The 17,882-nt window shown below is 63.6% G+C and carries 16 protein-coding genes; 6 read left to right on the top strand and 10 right to left on the bottom strand.

Features of this window, described 5'->3' with window-relative positions; genetic code table 11:
* Nucleotides 1–45: 45 nt before the first annotated feature.
* Complete coding sequence (locus tag EN869_RS16145; RefSeq protein ID WP_095815677.1) at nt 46–360, bottom strand: DUF2293 domain-containing protein; 315 nt, start codon at nt 358–360, stop codon at nt 46–48.
* Nucleotides 357–863: a TrmO family methyltransferase gene (locus tag EN869_RS16140; protein WP_127229195.1), complete on the bottom strand. Its 507-nt coding sequence runs from the start codon at nt 861–863 to the stop codon at nt 357–359. The genes EN869_RS16145 and EN869_RS16140 overlap by 4 nt, the downstream gene beginning before the upstream one ends.
* Before the next feature lie 141 nt (nt 864–1,004).
* Between EN869_RS16140 and EN869_RS16135 the strand changes: the two genes are divergently transcribed.
* Entirely contained in the window at nt 1,005–2,012 is a 1,008-nt protein-coding gene (locus EN869_RS16135) for a metalloregulator ArsR/SmtB family transcription factor (protein WP_127229194.1), read from the top strand.
* Nucleotides 2,012–2,932: a methylenetetrahydrofolate reductase [NAD(P)H] gene (gene metF / locus EN869_RS16130; protein WP_127229193.1), complete on the top strand. Its 921-nt coding sequence runs from the start codon at nt 2,012–2,014 to the stop codon at nt 2,930–2,932. Before EN869_RS16135 ends, metF begins: the two co-directional genes overlap by 1 nt.
* A 388-nt stretch (nt 2,933–3,320) precedes the next feature.
* Here the strand turns inward: metF and EN869_RS16125 are convergent, their stop codons facing one another.
* The gene (locus EN869_RS16125) at nt 3,321–4,241 is read right to left on the bottom strand and encodes a DMT family transporter (RefSeq protein ID WP_127229192.1); all 921 of its coding nucleotides are present in this window, start codon (nt 4,239–4,241) and stop codon (nt 3,321–3,323) included.
* Nucleotides 4,242–4,449: 208 nt separating this feature from the next.
* Between EN869_RS16125 and EN869_RS16120 the strand changes: the two genes are divergently transcribed.
* The gene (locus EN869_RS16120; protein WP_127228946.1) at nt 4,450–5,670 is read left to right on the top strand and encodes an alanine racemase; all 1,221 of its coding nucleotides are present in this window, start codon (nt 4,450–4,452) and stop codon (nt 5,668–5,670) included.
* A 113-nt stretch (nt 5,671–5,783) separates the two neighbouring features.
* Here the strand turns inward: EN869_RS16120 and EN869_RS16115 are convergent, their stop codons facing one another.
* A complete protein-coding gene (locus EN869_RS16115) occupies nt 5,784–6,515 on the bottom strand; it encodes an SDR family oxidoreductase (protein ID WP_127228945.1) in 732 nt (243 codons plus the stop codon).
* A gap of 84 nt (nt 6,516–6,599) precedes the next feature.
* Between EN869_RS16115 and EN869_RS35660 the strand changes: the two genes are divergently transcribed.
* Nucleotides 6,600–7,586, top strand: coding sequence for a LysR family transcriptional regulator (locus EN869_RS35660; RefSeq protein WP_348632014.1), 987 nt, complete (start codon nt 6,600–6,602; stop codon nt 7,584–7,586).
* On the opposite strand, the gene EN869_RS16105 is transcribed toward EN869_RS35660, so the two are convergent.
* From EN869_RS16105 to EN869_RS16095, 3 genes are all read right to left on the bottom strand, one after another.
* The gene (locus tag EN869_RS16105) at nt 7,526–7,909 is read right to left on the bottom strand and encodes a hypothetical protein (protein ID WP_127228944.1); all 384 of its coding nucleotides are present in this window, start codon (nt 7,907–7,909) and stop codon (nt 7,526–7,528) included. The two genes, EN869_RS35660 and EN869_RS16105, sit on opposite strands and share 61 nt — an antisense overlap.
* 22 nt (nt 7,910–7,931) lie before the next feature.
* Nucleotides 7,932–9,110, bottom strand: a complete 1,179-nt coding sequence (locus EN869_RS16100) for a lytic murein transglycosylase (RefSeq protein ID WP_127228943.1) — start codon at nt 9,108–9,110, stop codon at nt 7,932–7,934.
* A 181-nt stretch (nt 9,111–9,291) separates the two neighbouring features.
* Complete coding sequence (locus EN869_RS16095) at nt 9,292–10,083, bottom strand: GH25 family lysozyme (RefSeq protein ID WP_127228942.1); 792 nt, start codon at nt 10,081–10,083, stop codon at nt 9,292–9,294.
* Between the two features lie 287 nt (nt 10,084–10,370).
* Between EN869_RS16095 and EN869_RS16090 the strand changes: the two genes are divergently transcribed.
* Nucleotides 10,371–11,756: a serine hydrolase gene (locus tag EN869_RS16090; protein WP_127228941.1), complete on the top strand. Its 1,386-nt coding sequence runs from the start codon at nt 10,371–10,373 to the stop codon at nt 11,754–11,756.
* A gap of 2 nt (nt 11,757–11,758) precedes the next feature.
* Here the strand turns inward: EN869_RS16090 and EN869_RS16085 are convergent, their stop codons facing one another.
* From EN869_RS16085 to EN869_RS16075, 3 genes are read right to left on the bottom strand one after another with little or no spacing between them, the layout of a single operon-like run.
* The gene (locus tag EN869_RS16085; RefSeq protein ID WP_127228940.1) at nt 11,759–12,424 is read right to left on the bottom strand and encodes a class I SAM-dependent methyltransferase; all 666 of its coding nucleotides are present in this window, start codon (nt 12,422–12,424) and stop codon (nt 11,759–11,761) included.
* Nucleotides 12,421–13,719, bottom strand: coding sequence for a DUF3419 family protein (locus EN869_RS16080; protein WP_127228939.1), 1,299 nt, complete (start codon nt 13,717–13,719; stop codon nt 12,421–12,423). Before EN869_RS16080 ends, EN869_RS16085 begins: the two co-directional genes overlap by 4 nt.
* A 43-nt stretch (nt 13,720–13,762) precedes the next feature.
* Nucleotides 13,763–17,395 carry a hydantoinase B/oxoprolinase family protein gene (locus EN869_RS16075; protein ID WP_127228938.1) on the bottom strand — a complete coding sequence of 1,211 codons (3,633 nt, stop codon included), beginning with the start codon at nt 17,393–17,395 and terminating at the stop codon, nt 13,763–13,765.
* A 176-nt stretch (nt 17,396–17,571) separates the two neighbouring features.
* On the opposite strand from EN869_RS16075, the gene EN869_RS16070 reads away from it, so the two are divergent.
* On the top strand, nt 17,572–17,778 hold the full coding sequence (locus EN869_RS16070) for a hypothetical protein (RefSeq protein ID WP_127228937.1): 207 nt from the start codon (nt 17,572–17,574) through the stop codon (nt 17,776–17,778).
* Nucleotides 17,779–17,882 lie beyond the last annotated feature (104 nt).

The raw sequence follows: 17,882 nt of genomic DNA, 5'->3' as shown, positions 1-17,882 counted from the left end.
CCGGCTGCGGATGCAGTAGAGCCAGCCAGGCAGCGCTGCTTGGCCTCATTCGTCCTCGTCGTCTTCCTCCAGAAGCCGTGTCGCGCGCCAGCGGGTGAGCACCACATTGGTCTGCTCGATGACGAAGAAGCGCGCGCTGTCCCGGTCGTAACCTTCTGCAAGCAGCTTTTCATAATCGGTATGGGCGTGACGGATATGGGCGATTGTTGCCAGCCACACCGCGATGGTCGGCGGCAAGGTTTTCATGTGCACCGAACCGGCGTCAGCGCGGATCTTTTCCATATCGGCATAAGGCGCGAGCGGCAGAAGCGCGGTCAGCGCCTTGGCGATGGCGCGGCGGCGGCCGGTGGGGGCGCTCATTGCTCGTCGCGTCCGGCAATGGTCGCTTCGGGAAAGGCATCGGTCGAAGCGTAATAGGGCTTGATGTCGATGACCGGCGTGGCGTCCAGCACATCGATGGCGTCGATCTCGATCCGGCCGGCCGCGATGTCGAGAGTGACGAGCTTCGCCACATGCAGGCCGACCAGGTTCGGACGGGCAGGGGAGCGCAGCGAGAAAACGCCTTTCGGTTCAGCCGCATGGCGCGGCTTCTGCACGATCAGATTGCGCGGCGCGTGATGGAGCCAGGACAGGATGACGACGTGGCTGGCGCGGTCGAGGTCGCGCGGCCCCGGGCGATAGGGTTCGTCGATCAGGACGGTTGCGGCCCGCCGGGATTCGCGGGCAGCTCTCATGTTCTTGGGACAGTCTTCGCGCCTCGTCCAGGGCGAGACGATGCGGCCGATAAAGACGACATGGCCGTCCGGCCGAAGTTGTCCCGGATCGGCTGCAAGAAGCATTTCGCCTTCGCGCGTCTCAAACATGCTTTTCACCCTCCGGAGGAGCCGCCCGCCCTGCGCGGATCACGGCTGCGCCATTTTCTTGTCCGGAAGCGACATAGGCGCTTGCCAGGGTTTCAAAATCGACATAAACATATCTTTATATCTTTCAACGAGAACCCGCTCATGCATGTCTCGCTCGACACAATGGTAGATACATTGAAGGCGGCGGCCGAATCCAGCCGGCTGCGCATACTGGTGTTACTGTCGCGTGGCGATCTTACCGTTTCCGACCTCACCGAGATCCTCGGGCAATCGCAGCCGCGCGTGTCGCGGCATCTGAAGCTGCTGCTCGATGCCGGGCTGATCGGCCGCTACCAGGAGGGGTCCTGGGCCTTTTTCCGGCTGACCGATACGGACAATTCGCGCGACTTCGTGCAGCGTCTGGTTTCGGGCATCAGCGAGACCGATCCGCAGGTGGTGCGCGATCTCGAGCGGCTGGCGGCGGTGAAGCGCAAGCGGCAGGACCGCGCCGCCGAATATTTCTCCGAGAACGCCGCGAGTTGGGACCACATCCGCTCGCTGCATGTCCCGGACCGCGCGGTGGAAGCGGCGTTGCTCAAGCTCGTCGGCAAGCGGCCGTTCCAGTCGATGCTCGACCTCGGCACCGGCACGGGCAGGCTGCTCGAAATCTTCGCGCCGCTCTATCGGCGCGGCGTCGGCATCGACATGTCGCGCGAGATGCTGACCGTGGCGCGCGCCAATCTCGACAAGGCCGGCATCGCCAATGCGCAGGTGCGCCAGGGCGACATCTTCTCGCCGCCGGTCGAGCGCAACGCCTTCGACCTCGTCACCATCCACCAGGTTCTGCATTATCTCGACGATCCGGCGCGCGCCATCAGCGAGGCGGCAAGGCTGCTCAGGCCGTCCGGCCGGCTGATCGTCGTCGACTTCGCGCCGCATTCGCTTGAATTCCTGCGCGACCAGCACGCGCATTTGCGGTTGGGCTTCTCAGACCGGCAGATGTCGGAATGGTTCGAGGAGGCCGGGCTCGACCTCGAGGACAGCCAGGAATTCGGGCCGCGCGGCGGCAATGAGGCCAGGCTTACGGTCAAGCTCTGGCTCGGCCGCGACCGCCGGCTGCTGATCGCCGATCCGTCCAACGATTCCTTGCCAGCGAGGGAAACAGCCTGATGAATCAGTTCCGCTTTTCCCGCCGTCCCGACATCGGCGAAAAGGTCAGGGTGTCGTTCGAGTTCTTCCCGCCGAAGAATGACGAGATGGAAGCTAGGCTGTGGGACACGGTCACCCGGCTGGAGCCGCTCAAGCCGAAATTCGTCTCGGTGACCTACGGTGCCGGCGGCTCGACCCGCGAGCGTACGGCGCGCACGGTCAAGCGCATCCTCAACGAGACGACGCTGACGCCGGCGGCGCATATGACCTGCGTCGACGCGGCGCGCGACCAGGTCGACGCCGTCATCCGGGAATTCGTCGACTTCGGCGTCACCCGTTTCGTCGCGCTACGCGGCGATCCGGCCGCAGGCGTCGGGACCATCTATAGGCCGCATCCGGACGGCTATGCCAACGGGGCCGAACTGGTCGGGGCGCTGAAGAGCGCCGGCGATTTCGATATCTCGGTCTCGGCCTATCCGGAAAAGCATCCGGAGAGCCCGGATTTCGCCACCGACATCGACATGCTTAAGCGCAAGGTCGACAATGGCGCGACGCGGGCGATCACCCAGTTCTTCTTCGACAACGATCTTTATGAGCGCTATGTCGAGCGGGCGCGCCGCGCCGGCATCTACATCCCGATCGTGCCCGGCATCCTGCCGGTGCATAATTTCACCCAGGTCGCGAATTTCTCGTCGCGCTGCGGGGCGCTGGTGCCGGCCTGGCTGGCCGAGCGTTTCGAGGGGCTGGGGAACGATCCGCAGACGCATGCGCTGGTCGCCTCGGCCGTGGCGGCCGAGCAGGTGCTCGACCTCGTCGAGCGCGGCGTCGGCGATTTCCATTTCTACACGATGAACCGCGCCGACCTCGTCTTCGCCATCTGCCACATGATCGGCATCCGCTCGCATGAGGCGGAGGCGGCGGCTGGTTCGGCCGCGGCCTGAGTCAGGCTGCGAGAGAGGTCAGGCTGTAATGGAAAAGGCCGGGTGGAAACCCGGCCCTTTCGAACTCTTGGACTTTCCTCGGTGTCTGGTCTTCCCGGCTTTGGCGGGTCAGGGAAGAACGCCTATGATAAGGGCACCGATGAATGCGAATGCGGCACAAATCATCAAAGCGTTGATTGGCCTCGTCAGTCCCATGCCATAGCCTCCTCTTCAGAGCTATGGCAGGAGTCTAGGGTCATTTGTGCCACAGGCAAGCGGAAAACGTGCTGCATTGCGACATGATTGTGGAATTTGCGACTTCGAATTTGCCGTTAGCCGTTGAAACTCTTCGGCAAAAGGCGGCTCCGCGGTTGTGAATAAATTGTGGCGGCGGTGTGGCATGACACCGCTACCATCGGCCGAACAGCCGTCCGTCGATGGTGATCAAGCCGAGTCCAATCAGCGTCATGCCGCCGATTTCGAACAGCGCAAGCCGCTCGCCAAGGAAGAGAAAGCCGAGCAGCACCGCGCTGACCGGTACGACCAGGGTGACCAGCGAGGCATTGGTGGCGCCAGCCGAGGCGACGAGGTTGAAATAGAGGATGTAGGCGAAGGCGGTGGACAGCAGCGCCAGCGCCAGCACGGCTGCCCAGACCGGCGGCGAGGCGGAGAACAAGCCCTTCGGCCCATAGGCAATGAGCACGATGGGGATCATGATGATGGTCGACGCGGTCAGTTGCCCTGTGGCGATGACTGGCGAGGGCACGCCCTTGAAGCGGCGCGCGATCATCAAGGCGATCGCATAGGACACCGAGGCGCCGATCAGCGCGAACTTGGCCCAGACCGGCCCGCCGAGGCCGGCAACAAGACCCGGGCCAATCATGACCGCGGTGCCGGCTACACCGAGCGCGATTCCGGCCAGCTTGTTCCAGGACAGCTTCTCGTCGGTGGTGAGCGCGTTGGCCAGGGTCAGCGTCCAGAACGGCGTCGTGGCGTTGAGCACCGAGGCGACGCCAGCGCCGAGCTCGGTCTGGCCGGCGAAGATCAGCGAGAAGGGGACGACATTGTTGGTGAGCGCCAGCAGGAAGAACAGGCCGGCATGCGGGAAGGCGAGACGAAAGGACGGGCCGCGGATCGCCAGATAAAGCTGAAGTGCGATCGCCGCGATGGCGACGCGGAACAGCACCAGCGCCAGCGGATGGATATCGGACACGGCGATGCGGGCAAAGAAGAACGATCCGCCCCAGATCGCGCCGAGCAAGAGAAGCTGCGCCCAATCCTTGAGCGCCATGGGTCCGCGCGTCGGCGCGGCGCCGGCTATGGTGGACATGTCCTGTTCCTCCCGGGGGCCGATCCCGGCCCGCCAACACCTCACCAACCGATGTCGGGTCTGGCGGCAAGGGCCACCCGAAACCTGACCACTGGTTTAGCGTCGGCAAAGATTTGCGCCGGCCACGGGCGATAGCGAGACACACAACTGTTTTCTTTGGCGGCTAGCTAGGATTAATTGTGCGCGCTCCAGACCTGAGGATTCGTCCATGCAGCGATTCGAAAATGCCCGCGAGGCGGCACTGGCGCTTCGTCCGGACGATCCGGTCTACTGCTTTCGCCCGCAGGTGCTGAAGGCGGATGCCTTGCAGTTCATGAGCATGTTTCCCGGCAAGACCGCTCATGCGGTGAAGACCAATGGCGAGCAGATCGTGCTGAGGACCTTGGTGGAGGCCGGCGTCAGCACCTTCGACGTCGCTTCGCCAGGCGAGTTCGCGGCTGTGCGCGCGGTCTCGGCGGATGCCGAGATGCTCTACATGCATCCGGTCAAGGCGCAGTCCGACATCAAGCTGGCGCTCGAGAAATACGGCATCCGGGTGATCTCGCTCGACCATGAGGACGAGATCACCAAGCTGACGCGCGTCGTGCGGGCGCTCGATATCGACCCAGGCGCCATCACCGTCTTCGTGCGCATCCAGACCAAGGGCCATGCGGCTTACGAATTGTCGAAGAAATTCGGCGCCGGCCCGGCCAATGCGGTCGAGCTCTCCCAGCGGCTGAACCGCACCGGCTACAAGGTTGGCCTCTGTTTCCATGTCGGCAGCCAGATCGAGGATCCCGACACCTATGAGCGGGCGCTCGCCTCGGCCGACTGGGTGCGCAACCGGCTGACCTTCGATATTGCCGGGCTCGATGTCGGCGGCGGTTTTCCCGCCGAATACGGCCACGATCCCAACCGCAAGCTGGTCGAGATGCCGTCGCTGGGCCAGCTGATGTCGCGGCTCGCCGGCGACCTGAAGGAATACCAGTTCGACCAGATGCCGCTGGTGGCCGAGCCCGGCCGCGTGATCGTTGCGCGCTGCCTTTCGCTGATCGTGCGCGTGCTCTTGCGCAAGGGCAAGCGGCTCTACATCAATGACGGCATCTGGGCATCGCTGTCGGATTCATGGACCGGCAAGATCACGCTGCCGGCCCGCTTCATCCCGGATCCGGCGATCCGCACGCGCAATGGCGCGGAAAAAAACATCGTGCCGTTCAAGGTCTGCGGCGCAACCTGCGACTCCGTCGACATCCTGTCCAGGCCATTCTGGCTGCCGGAAACGGTCGACACCGGCGACTGGATCGAGATCGGCCATATCGGCGCCTACTCCCTGTCGCTGAGGACCCGTTTCAACGGCTTCTTCCCCGACACGTTCGTCGAAGTGATGACGCCGTTCGACGAGGGCGACGCGCCGGAGGGTTTTGCCAGTCTGGAGACGATGGCGGATTAGGAAGTAGGGATTAGGCAGTGGGCAGTAGGCAGTAGGAGGTAGAAAGAAGGGCGTTAATTCTCCCTATCCTCTGAATGTCGCCTCGGTATTTTTCTACTGCCTACTGCCTATCCTTACGCCACCCCACCGCCGGCCTGGATGTTTTCGCCCGTCAGCCAGCGCGCTTCATCGCTGGCCAGGAAGACGGCGACATCGGCAACGTCACGCGGGGCACCGATCCGGCCGAAGGGCGACATGCCGGCGGCCACGGCGCGATCGCGCTCCCGCAACAGATCGGTATCGGTGAAGCCTGGCGACAGCGCGTTCACGGTGACACCGCGCGGTCCCAACTCGCGCGAGAGCACGCGAACGAATTGTTCGACAGCGCCCTTGCTGCCGAGATAGAGCGCCGTCTGGCTGAAGAACATCTTGGTGCCGCCGGTCGAGACGGCGATGATGCGGCCACCGTCGCGGACACGTTTGGCCGCCTCTTGAAGCGTGAAGAACGTCCCTCTGGCGTTGGTGCCGAAGACCAGGTCGAAATCGGCCTCGGTCGCTTCAATGAGCGGCTTGATGACGGCGACGCCGACATTGGCGACCACGATGTCGATCTTGCCCAGCCGGCGCTCGGTCTCGTCGAAGAGGCGGCGAACATCGGCGAGAACGGAAATGTCGGCTTGTATGGCAACCGCCTTGCCGCCTTTGTCGGTGATGGCGGCCACCACCTCATCCGCCGCCTTGTTGTTGCCGACATAGTTGACGACGACGGCCGCACCCTTGGCTGCGAGTCCTTCGGCGATCGCGCGGTTAATGCCGCGCGAGCTGCCGGTTACAATTGCGGTTTTGCCTTGCAGCGATTGAGACACGATCAGGATCCTTCACCTTCAGGTCCCGCAGATCTGTGCGCTGGACCGGCGGCTCAAAGGTAGCGATCTGAGATTGGTCGAATAATGCGCTATTATCTGACTGGCCTGTTAATCAGGAAATACATAATGCGCGGCTCCGACTTTAACGAACTCAAGGCCTTTTCGGCGATCGTGGAAGAGGGCAGTTTCGTCCGCGCCGCAGCTCGGCTGCAGGTGTCGCCGCCAGCGCTCAGCCAAACGATCCGGCAGTTGGAGGCGCGGGTCGGCGTAAGATTGCTCAACCGCACGACGCGCAGCGTTTCGCCGACGGCGGCGGGCGAAAAGCTGTTTGGTCGCCTTGCGGGCGTGTTCGAAGAACTGGACGGCGCCCTGGCCGAGGTCCAGTCAGGCCGCGATCGGCCTGCGGGCACGCTGCGCATCAATGCATCGCGGGTCGCCGCGATGCGGTTCATCGCGCCGGTTCTCGGCGATTTCCAGCTTGCCTATCCCGATATCGCATTGACGGTTGTCGTCGACGACATGCTGACCGACATCGTCGAAAGGCGCTTCGACGCGGGCATCCGGCTCGGCGAGCGGCTCGAGCAGGACATGGTCGCAGTCAAGCTCAGCGATGAGCTGCAGATTGCGGCGGTGGCGGCTCCAGCCTACCTTGCCGGACGTGCGGTTCCGCGCCACCCAAAGGACCTGCACAAGCATCGCTGCATCAACTTCCAATGGCCAGGCGCCGGCGACATCTATCGATGGGAGTTCTCACGCGGCCGACGTTCGCTGGAGATAGCCCTCAAAGGCAATCTTATCGTCAACGACACGGAATTCATGATCCGGGGCAGGCGTGGCTTATATGATCGATTATCAGGTCCAGCCCTGGATAGAAAAGGGCAGGCTCGTCCGCTTTCTCGAAGCCTGGTCCCCCCGTTTTCCAGGCTTCTATCTATATCACCCAAGCCGACGGCATGTTCCGCCGGCGCTACGCGCGTTCATAGATTTCGTGCGGTCGAGGCGATAGGGGTTTACCAGCCGATCATCGTTACGAAACTGTCGAACTTTTCGATTCCCAACGGTTTAGGATAGCGCCTGACGAATTCGGCTGGTTTGAACGGCTTCGAAAAGTAGCCGAAAGCCCATTCCCGAGAGCCGAAGTGGTAATCCACTCGAAGATTTTCGCGATTGAGTTCTATGGGATTGTTCACGCTGACGACCAGCGTGTGCATTGATGTAGTGGCGTGGATTCTGCCTTCCGCATATGCGAGGCGGATATGGCGAATGAGATCAACAATCGGCTGTTGATCGAACGCGGTCTCGGTAAGTGAAACGTAGAAAGCCTCGATGTCCGGCCAAGGTAGCGGAGAGGCGGTCAACGGCGTGTAGCTATTCTTTGGCTCAAAGCGGCTCATGAGCGACACGCTTCCACTACAACTACAGCTTGGCCAACAGCTCCGGCGTCGGCCAGCCATCCACGGGCAGGCCTAGCCGCATCTGCTCCTTGCGGATCGCTTCGCGCGTGTTGGTGCCGAGGATGCCGTCCACCGTGCCGACATAGTAGCCCTTGGCCTCGAGCTTGGTCTGAAGCGCCTTCATCTGTTCGCCGCTCAGGCCCTGCTCGGGCGTGCGCGGGTCGAATTGCGGCGCGCCGGCAAACCGCGTCGCCATGACCGCCGCGGTCAGCGCATAGGTGAAAGACTGGTTCCATTCCAGATAGACGTCGAAATTGTCGTAGGTGAGGAAGGCCGGACCCTTGCGGCCCATCGGCAGCGCCAGGCCGGCTTTCAGGCCATTGTCGATGAGCGGGTTGCCGTTGGGTTCGGTGACGCCCCACTCAGCCCATTGCGACAGCGGCAGCTTGTTGGCGCGGCCGGTCTGGTCCCATGGCATTTCGTCGGGGACGCGCACTTCCTGGACCCAGGGCTGGTCGCGCTTCCAGCCGCGCGACTGGATCTTGCTGGCCGTGGTCATGATGACATCCGGCACGCTGTTCCTGAGGTCGACCTTGCCGTCGCCGTCGCCGTCGACGCCATGCGCCAGATAGTCGGTCGGCAGGATCTGCGTCTGGCCGATCTCGCCGGCCCAGGCGCCCTTGACGTCGGCCGGCAGCACGCCGCGGTCGATCAGCGTCAGCAGCGGCACCAATTGCTGCCGGAAGAGCTGCGGGCGCCGGCAATCATGCGAAAGCGTGACCAGCGCATTCAGCGTATGGAAGTCGCCCTGCACGGCGCCGAAGTCGGTCTCCAGCCCCCAGAAGGCGGCGATGATGGCCGGCTGGACGCCGAATTCCTGGTCGGCACGGGCGAAGACGTCGGCATATTTTTTGAGATTGGCCGCGCCCTGCTTCAGGCGATAGCCAGAAATCATGCGGTTGGAGAATTCGGTGAACGTCTGGGTGAAGACGCCCTGAGCACGGTCGCGGGCCAGCGCCCGCTCATCGATGGTGGCGTCTTCCAACGCGTCGAGCCCTACGGCGCCTACGCCGGCCGCCTTGGCTTCGGCCGCCACGCCCTGTTTCCAGGCCTCGAAGTCGCCGCCGCAGTCCTGCGCCGCGGCGGGCAATGCAAACACGCCGACAAACAGCGCCGCCAGGATTTCAACGCGCAATCGCATCGCTTCCCTTTCGAGACCGGCGCATGGCTCCATCGTGACCCGGACCGGGGTCGGACAGGCGCATGCGAGGATTTCAAAACTCAGGAGACGCCAGGCACTCGCACGAGCGCGCCGCTCCAGATTACCAGCGGTTGCATGTTTCGCCGCCCGCCGTGTCGAAAAGCAGGCGGGAGATCGGATGTCAACGGGTGTTCTGCCGCAGCCACTTCTTCCAGGCGGCTTCCGAGCCGTTGAAGACGTTGATGTCGGATTTGCCGGTCATGCCGGGCACGATGCCGGTTCCGGTGTACTGCCAGAAGGTGAAGGGGTGGCTGCCGTATTTCTCGCGCGGGTGACCCGCGACCGAGCGCAGCCAGTAAGGATAGCCGCGGAAGGTCGCGAGCTGATTGTCGTCAAAGAAGTCGATCGAGGTGTAGATGATCGGCTTCTTGCCGTAATAGCGCCCGACGATTTCGAGGAAAGTGGTCATCTCCGCGCGCACCGTCGCCGGGTCCGGCCGCAGCCTGCAGGTCGGCGATTTTGGGTTCCATTCCATGTCGAGCACCGGCGGCATCGCCGACGGGTCTCTTGGAACATTGGCGATGAACCAGCGCGCCTGGGTCTCGGCCGGCGTGCAGAAATAGAAGAAATGATAGGCCGCGCGCGGGATTCCCGCGGCCCTGGTGCGCGTCCAGTGCTCGTTGAAGTAGTCGTCGAAGCGATCACCGCCTTCCGTCGCCTTGATGAAGGCGAAGGAGATGCCGCTCGCCCTGGCCGCCGGCCAGTCGACCGAGGTCTGGTATTTGGAGACATCGGTGCCGTGGATTGCGTAGGTCCACGGCGCGCCGCTGTCCCATTCATGCGGCTTGGAATCCTCGAATTTGGGCGCGCGCACGGCAACCGTCTGCGAGGATGGCGAGAGCGGTGAGAGATCGTCCACCGTCGAGCAGGCGCCCAGCAGCGTCAGCATCAGGATGGCCGCAAGACGGCGCATGGCATTTCCCAAGCCGGGTTCAGCCGGCTGCTGTTGGGTCTTTGCAGATGGCCGTCGCTTGCGCGGGCCCCCTCCTGGCGGTCGCCCCACAGGACCGCCATAGTCTCATTGTCAGTCCAGGTCGTTATCCCAAAACCGCCGCGCACTTTTGGGCGACATGGACAAGTAGATCGCCGAACATGGTTGACAATCCATTGACGGCGCTCGACTACACCGATGATTTTGCGGAAGCAATGGCGGCAAATCGATGACATAAAGCGAGCCGGCGAATCCAAAGGGCGGAAAAGATGCGGGCGGTCGTGAAGTTCATCAGATGGCTGCTTGGGCTCGCGATCCTGGCGGTGGCCGCGCTCTTCGCCTGGCTCTATTTCGCGCCGCCGGACCTGATCCGGGTAGGCTCCGGCTATTCGGCCAAGATCGTCTGCTCGAACGTCTTCATCGCCGGCCGCGACGCCAAGCAGGTTCTGGCCGTCGACGTGCAGGCGCCGGGCCATCCGCTGCTCAGGCTGATGAAGGTTTCCGTCGACAAGGAAAGGGGACTGGTCTCCGCCGGCCTGCTGTGGGTGCTCGGCAAGAGCGTCGCGGTGGAACGCGACGGCGTCGGCTGCGCCACGGTTCCCGACGGTGACACCGGCAAGGCGCGTCAGACGTCGCTGCGCGCGGCAGCCTCCACGCCGGCGCAGGCGGACGCGCTCTGGCCCGACGGCGAGCGCGTGGATGCGTCACAAAATCCCGAGGTCGCGAAAATCGTCGACGATGCCGCGATGGCCGGCACCGGCATGCGCGCGATCGTGGTGGTGAAGAACGGCCGCGTCGTTGCCGAACGCTATGGCGAGGGGTTTTCGGCCAAGACGCCGCTGCTAGGCTGGTCGATGACCAAGACGGTGAATGCCGCGATCGTCGGCACTCTGGTCAAGGACGGCAAGATGGCCGTCGACAGCAAGGGCTTGTTCAAGCCGTGGAAGGCCGACGGCCGTGCCGCCATCAGCCTTGCCGATATGATGGCGATGTCGAGCGGACTGGAGTTCAACGAGGATTATGGCGACGTCGCCGACGTGACGCGCATGCTCTATCTCGAACCGGATATGGCTGGTTTCGCCGAAGCCAAGCCGCTGACCGGCGAGGTCGGCAAGGTGTTTTCCTATTCGAGCGGCACGGCGGTGATGCTGTCGCGGCTGTGGCAGGATGCGATCGGCGACAAGGCCAAGGCGCTGGCCTGGCCGCGCACCGCGCTGTTCGAGCCGCTCGGTATGAAGAGCGCCGTGCTCGAAACCGACGAGCAGGGCACCTTCGTCGGCTCGTCCTATCTCTATGCAACGGCGCATGACTGGGCACGCTTCGGCCAGTTCCTGCTGCAGGGCGGAACCTGGAACGGCAACCAGATCCTGCCCACCGGCTTTGTCGACTGGATGCGCGAGCCGGCGTCGGCCTCCAAGGTCTACGGCAAGGGTCAGCTCTGGATCGAGGGACCGGGCGATGAGGAAAATACCGGCGCGGGCGCCGCCGCCGGCCTGCCCAAGGACATCTACTGGATGGAGGGCCATGACGGCCAGACGGTGGCGATCGTTCCGTCGGAGCAACTGGTCGTGGTGCGCTTGGGATTGACGCCGGCCAAGTTCGGCTATCGTCCACAAGTGATGGTTGGCGCGCTGGTCAAGGCGCTGCACCAGTAGCGCTATTTGGAAGATCCGATCACACCGAGATAGGCATAACCGCGAGAAAGCGTTCTGAACCGGAAGGTTGCGCCGGTGCGCTGCGATTCCGATTCAAGCACGTCGCGCAGCGAGGCGCGCGGCTCGACATGGAATTTCCGCAGCCAGCCGCGCAGGAGGGATCGGAACCAGCGCGGCAGGCCTTCCTGCTGGCCGAAATCGACGACGTGCAGCGAGCCGCCGGGCGCAAGCACGGCAAGTGCAGCCGATACGGTCTTCTCCCAACCGGGGATCATCGACAGCGAATAGGAAATAAAGACGCGGTCAAAGCGTTCGACGCCGAAGAGCGCCTTGGCGTCGAAATCGGTGGCGTCGCCGCGCGCAAGATTGACCTTGCCGGACAGGCCGTCGCGAGTGACGGCCGCGTACGCTGTCTCCAGCATCTCTGCGGAGATGTCGAGGCCGAAAAAGCGGGCGTCCGGATAGCGGCGGGCAGCAAGCGCGATGTTCCGGCCGGTGCCGCAGCCGAGCTCCAGCACGGTGCCGCCTTGCGGCACGTCCAGCCCGTCGATCAGCCGGTCGCGGCCGAGCAAATAGTATTTGCGGGTCAGGTCGTAGATGTGGCGCTGCCAGCGGTAGACGCCGTCCATCAATTCGGCATGGCTGGCCGGCAGCTCCGTCGTGCTCATGCGGCGCGCTTCACATAGAGGTGGAAGCCGCCATAGATCGCCGAGCGATCCCTCGCCGAAAATTCGCGCGAGGCGTCGCTCTCGTACGTCCACTGGTCGAGCAGCGAGTTGGAGAGGCGCCCGGGCAGCAGGCTGGGTTCGGCCGCGGTGCGGAAGATGACACGGGCGCCGGCCGAAGCGGTGCGGGTGATCTCGGTCCACAGCGCGTTGAGCAGGTCGTCGGTCATCCAGTCCTGCGCGTCGAGCAGCACGAAGCGGTCGACGGTGCCCGCGTCCTTGGCGGCCAGGAACTTGATCAGATTGGCGTGGTGGATGGCGACGCGGTCGATGTTGTCGCGGATCGTCTTGTAGTTGCGCTGTTCCAGATAGGCGGGGAGTGCTGCCTCGCCGGGTTGCGGATAGCGGCGGGCGAAGGCCTGCCAGGCGAAATAATTGTTCTTGAGCGGGAAGTCGCAGGCGAGCTTTTCCAGCCGCGCCTTCAGCACGCTCGCCATCGAGCCGTCGCCGGAAGTGATCAGTGAGTCGTACTGCGCCGGCGGGATGCCGAGGCCGAACAGCGAGGCCTTGCGTGACGTCGCCCAGCGCAGCAGCTTCTTGTCGAAGACCGGCGCCAGCTCCTCGTTGAAGAAGCGGCGCTGCTCGCCGATATTCTGAGCCTTCATGATGCCGGCCGGATCGACGCCGAACAGCTTGCCGACGCGATGGCCCATAGCGATAAAGAGGCCGAGCAGCCCAGTCTGGTAGAAATTGCGGTCGAAGACCGAGATACGACGGCGGCCGCGCCAGCTGCGGCGCTCCCAGTAATGGCGGCTGACCGGATCGAGATGCGGCGCGATGAAGCGATCATAGGCATCCGAATTGTGGCTGGTGTCGGCGGCGCCGAAGAAGCGGAACAGGTCGCCGTGCGACGGCAGATGGCGCACCGCTTCCAGCTTCATTCGGTTGAGCGCGATGTGGGCGGCGTTGAGATCGACGGCGTCGATCCTGGCCGGCGAGCGGGTCAGGTAAGCCAGAATGTTGCAGCCGCCCGAGGCGATTGTGACCACCCGGTGACCGGCGCCGAGCTGCATGGCGTCCATGTCGACATCCGGGTCTTCCCAGATCTGCGGATAGACCAGGCCGGAGAACAGGAAGGCGAAGAGCCGCTCCGAAATGCCGTCCTTCGACAATGCGCGGTTCTGGTAGACGGCCTTTCCGACTTCCTTGCCTCGACGATAAACGAGTTCTCCGGATACGTCCGACATGGAAAGGTGATTCCCCGTTTGCGTTGGCGCAAGCGGGTAGCGCAGCGTCATGACAGGCAGGTGACAGCCTGTTGACGGCAGGTTGACGTGAATTTCACACTTTCCCGAACGCTCCAGGCGTCGGCGTGGTGACGATGACGGCCTCGCCGGCGTCGAGCGTGGTCTGGTCGCACGCCTTCAAAACGTCGACCGAGCCGTCATTGCGCCTGACCTTGGTCGAGCCCGCTTCGCCGTCACCGCCGCCGTCGAGACCCTGAGGCGGCCGGTTGCGATGGGAAGACAGGATCGCGCATTCCATCTGTTCGAGGAAGCGGATGGTGCGCTTGGTGCCGTCGCCGGCGTTCCACTTGCCCTTGCCGCCGGAAGCCTCGCGGATGTGGAAGTCTTCAAGCACGACGGGGAAGCGCAGTTCCAGCACCTCGGGGTCGGTGAGGCGCGAGTTGGTCATATGTGTGTGAACGCCGGAGGTGCCGGCAAAGCCGCGTCCCGAATTCATCCGGCCGGCCGGCGAGCCGGAGCAGATCGTCTCGTAATACTGGTATTTCTTGTTGCCGAAGGTGAGGTTGTTCATCGTGCCTTGCGCGTTGGCCATGGCGCCCATGGCGCCGAACAGCGCGTTGGTGACATGCTGCGAAGTCTCGACATTGCCGGCGACGACCGCCGCGGGGTAGGTGGGCTTCAGCATCGAGCCGTCGGGGATGACGATGTTGATCGGCCTCAGACAGCCGGCGTTCATCGGGATCATGTCCTCGACCATGACGCGGAAGGCATAGAGAACCGCCGCGCGCGCAACGGGTTCCGGCGCGTTGAAATTGTTCTTCATGACAGGCGAGGTGCCGGTGAAATCGACGGTCGCCTCGCGCTTTTGCCGGTCGACAGTGATCTTCACCCTGATCACCTGTCCGGTGTCGGTGGGATACTCGTAAGCCGCGCTGTCGGGAAGCCGCTCGATCACGCGGCGCACGCTCTCGGCCGCATTGTCCTGGACATGGCCCATATAGGCCTCGACGACATCGAGGCCGAAATGCGCGACCATTTTGCGCAGTTCCGCCACGCCCTTTTCGTTGGCGGCAATCTGCGCCTTGAGGTCGGCGATGTTCTGGACGGGGTTGCGCGCGGGGTAGGGATGGTCGGTAAGCAGCGTCTCCAGTTCTTTCTCGCGGAAGCGGCCGCGATCGACGATGCGGAAATTGTCGAAGAGCACGCCTTCCTCGTCGACCGTCGTCGCGAGCGGCGTCATCGAGCCGGGGGCGGTGCCGCCGACATCGGCATGGTGACCGCGCGAGGCTGCCCAGAATAGGATCTCGCTCCGCGCATCATCGAAGACAGGCGTCACCACCGTGATGTCGGGCAGATGGGTGCCGCCATTATAAGGGGCATTGAGCGCGAAGACGTCGCCGGGGTGGATGTCACCGGAATTCAGGCGGATGATGGTCTCGACGGAACGGTCCATCGAGCCCAGATGCACCGGCATATGCGGCGCGTTGGCCACCAGCGCGCCGTGACGGTCGAACACGGCGCAGGAGAAATCCAGCCGCTCCTTGATGTTCACCGAATAGGCGGTGTTCTGCAGCGTGACACCCATCTGTTCGGCGATCGACATGAACAGGTTGTTGAAGACCTCCAGCATCACCGGATCGGCTTCGGTGCCGAGCGCGGCGGCACGCGCCTTTCTTTCCGTGCGGCGGATCACGACGTGGTTGAGACTGGTGATTTCGGCGCGCCAGCCCGGCTCGACGACGATGGTCTGGTTCGGCTCGATGATCAGCGCGGGTCCAGCGACCCTGTCGGATGGCCGCAGGTTTTCACGGCGGTAGACGCCGGCTTCGTGCCAGCGCCCCTCGGTGTAGATAGGCCGGCTTTCCGAAGGCTTGGGCTGGGCCGCTGCCGGTCCGGCCGGGGTGGACGCTTCAGCCTTGTCCTGTCGAGCCGCTTCCAGGCCTTCGACGGCGACGGTCTCGACGACGATCGGCTTGTCGTCATAGACGAATCCGAACTGTGCCTTGTGCGCGGCCTCGAAATCGCTTCTGGCGCGGAAGATCGAGCCATGCTCGAAATTCACCGGCAACGCCGTGTCGGTGCCGTCGTAGCGGATATGCAGGATGGGCTTGGTTGAAACCGCTTCCTCGGCGATGCCCTGCTCGCCAAGCTCGGTGATGACGTCGCCACGCAAGGTCGCGATGAGAGTCTCGATCGCCGATCGGGATTCCTCGGCGAGCGGCTGCAGCAGACCCTGCTGGCGCGAGGCGAAGACCGAAGAGAGGCCGATGCCATAAGCGGAAAGCAGGCCGGAGAAGGGGTGGATGAGCACGGCTTCCATGCCCAGCGCGTCGGCGACCAGACAGGCATGCTGGCCGCCGGCGCCGCCGAAGCAATTCAAGAGATATTCCGTGACGTCGTAGCCGCGCTGCACCGAGATCTTCTTGATGGCGTTTGCCATGTTCTCGACGGCGATGGTGATGAAGCCCTCGGCGACGGCCTCGGGCGTCCGGCCATCGCCGATTTCGGCGGCAAGTGCGGTGAATTTTCCGCGACCCGTGCCGACGTCAAGCGGCTGGTCCTGGCCGGCCCCGAAAATCGCCGGGAAGAAATCAGGCTGCAATTTGCCCAGCATGACATTGGCGTCGGTAACGGCGAGCGGGCCGCCGCGCCGGTAAGCGGCAGGCCCGGGATTGGCGCCGGCGGAATCGGGGCCGACGCGGAAGCGGCCGGCCTCGTAGTGCAGGATCGAGCCGCCACCGGCGGCAACCGTGTGGATGCGCATCATCGGCGCGCGGATGCGCACGCCGGCGACCTCGGTGTCGAAGGCGCGCTCATATTCGCCGTCATAATGGGCGACGTCGGTCGAGGTGCCGCCCATATCGAAGCCGATGACTTTCTCGAAGCCGGCGAGCCTGGCCGTTTCGACCATGCCGACGACGCCGCCCGCCGGCCCCGACAAAAGCGCGTCCTTGCCCTGGAACATGTCGGCGGCGGTGAGGCCGCCCGAGGACATCATGAACATCAGGCGCGGGCCGGCGCCCAGCTCTCCCGCCACCCGCTGCACATAACGCGACAGGATCGGCGACAGATAAGCGTCCACCACGGCGGTGTCGCCGCGGCCGACCAGCTTGATCAGCGGCGAGACCTCGTGAGACACCGATATCTGGCTGAAGCCGATCTTGCGGCAGACTGTTGCCACGGCTTTTTCGTGGTCGGGATATTTCCAGGCATGCATGAAGACGATGGCGACCGCGTCGATACCGTCGGCCTTCGCCTGTTCGATCGCCGGGCGGCAGTCGGCGAGGTCGAGCAACCGCTCGACGGAGCCATCGGCGCGCACGCGCTCGTCGACCTCGATGACCCGCTCATAGAGCTGCTCGGGCAGGATGATTTCCTTGGCGAAGATATCAGGCCGCGCCTGGTAGGCGATGCGCAGAGCGTCGCGGAAACCCTTGCTGATGAGCAGCAGCACACGGTCGCCCTTGCGCTCGAGCAGCGCATTGGTGGCAACGGTGGTGCCCATTTTGACGTCGCCGATCACGTCGGCGGAAATGGCCGCCCCGGCCTGCAAGCCCAACAAGTCGCGGATGCCCTGGATGGCGGCATCCGCATAGGCCTCGGGATTTTCGGACAGAAGCTTTCGCGGGTGCAATCGCCCTTGCGGGTCACGGCCGATAATATCGGTGAATGTGCCGCCGCGGTCGATCCAAAAGTCCCATTTGTTCGTTCCCGAGGCTGCAGGCATTCTGCTTGTCCACCATCTTCAAAAGCATATGTTCTGTTAGTTCGGGATATCGGCGCCAGCAATCGCAAGTTGATGTTACAGATCGAAATGCATCGTTATGAAACCGGCTGCGTGTTGATGCATTTCCCTTCCGGCCGCTCACCGAAATGTGAGCGTCTTGTTGAAGGAGAGATACCATGAAGAAGCTCATTCTGGCGTCTTTGTCGGCGCTCGCCCTGCTGGGGGTCGCGGCTTGTAGCAATAGTGGCACCGATAAGACCACCACCCAAAGCACCAATCCGCCGGCCAGCGAGCAGCCGATGAAGCCGGCCTCGCCCGACGCTTCGAAGCCCGCTGAACCGGCTCCGGCAACAAAACCGGCTCCTGCCGCTCCTGCGCAGTAAGAGCTGACCGATAATTTCGAGGAAGGCCGGCAGTTGCCGGCCTTCTTTTTTGCACCGGCACTTACATGCCGGTCACCTGCGGCATAGTCCCGACTTGATAGAAC

Source organism: Mesorhizobium sp. M2D.F.Ca.ET.226.01.1.1 (genome assembly GCF_004022705.2).
Lineage (GTDB): Bacteria > Pseudomonadota > Alphaproteobacteria > Rhizobiales > Rhizobiaceae > Mesorhizobium.
This window is presented reverse-complemented; position numbering and strand designations above follow the sequence as displayed.

Coding starts and splice junctions, on each gene's coding strand:
- EN869_RS16145 (WP_095815677.1), bottom strand. CDS start 360: ATGAGCGCCCCCACCGGCCGCCGCCGCGCCATCGCCAAGGCGCTGACC.
- EN869_RS16140 (WP_127229195.1), bottom strand. CDS start 863: ATGTTTGAGACGCGCGAAGGCGAAATGCTTCTTGCAGCCGATCCGGGA.
- EN869_RS16135 (WP_127229194.1), top strand. CDS start 1,005: ATGCATGTCTCGCTCGACACAATGGTAGATACATTGAAGGCGGCGGCC.
- metF (WP_127229193.1), top strand. CDS start 2,012: ATGAATCAGTTCCGCTTTTCCCGCCGTCCCGACATCGGCGAAAAGGTC.
- EN869_RS16125 (WP_127229192.1), bottom strand. CDS start 4,241: ATGTCCACCATAGCCGGCGCCGCGCCGACGCGCGGACCCATGGCGCTC.
- EN869_RS16120 (WP_127228946.1), top strand. CDS start 4,450: ATGCAGCGATTCGAAAATGCCCGCGAGGCGGCACTGGCGCTTCGTCCG.
- EN869_RS35660 (WP_348632014.1), top strand. CDS start 6,600: ATGCGCTATTATCTGACTGGCCTGTTAATCAGGAAATACATAATGCGC.
- EN869_RS16105 (WP_127228944.1), bottom strand. CDS start 7,909: ATGAGCCGCTTTGAGCCAAAGAATAGCTACACGCCGTTGACCGCCTCT.
- EN869_RS16100 (WP_127228943.1), bottom strand. CDS start 9,110: ATGCGATTGCGCGTTGAAATCCTGGCGGCGCTGTTTGTCGGCGTGTTT.
- EN869_RS16095 (WP_127228942.1), bottom strand. CDS start 10,083: ATGCGCCGTCTTGCGGCCATCCTGATGCTGACGCTGCTGGGCGCCTGC.
- EN869_RS16090 (WP_127228941.1), top strand. CDS start 10,371: ATGCGGGCGGTCGTGAAGTTCATCAGATGGCTGCTTGGGCTCGCGATC.
- EN869_RS16085 (WP_127228940.1), bottom strand. CDS start 12,424: ATGAGCACGACGGAGCTGCCGGCCAGCCATGCCGAATTGATGGACGGC.
- EN869_RS16080 (WP_127228939.1), bottom strand. CDS start 13,719: ATGACGCTGCGCTACCCGCTTGCGCCAACGCAAACGGGGAATCACCTT.
- EN869_RS16075 (WP_127228938.1), bottom strand. CDS start 17,395: ATGCCTGCAGCCTCGGGAACGAACAAATGGGACTTTTGGATCGACCGC.
- EN869_RS16070 (WP_127228937.1), top strand. CDS start 17,572: ATGAAGAAGCTCATTCTGGCGTCTTTGTCGGCGCTCGCCCTGCTGGGG.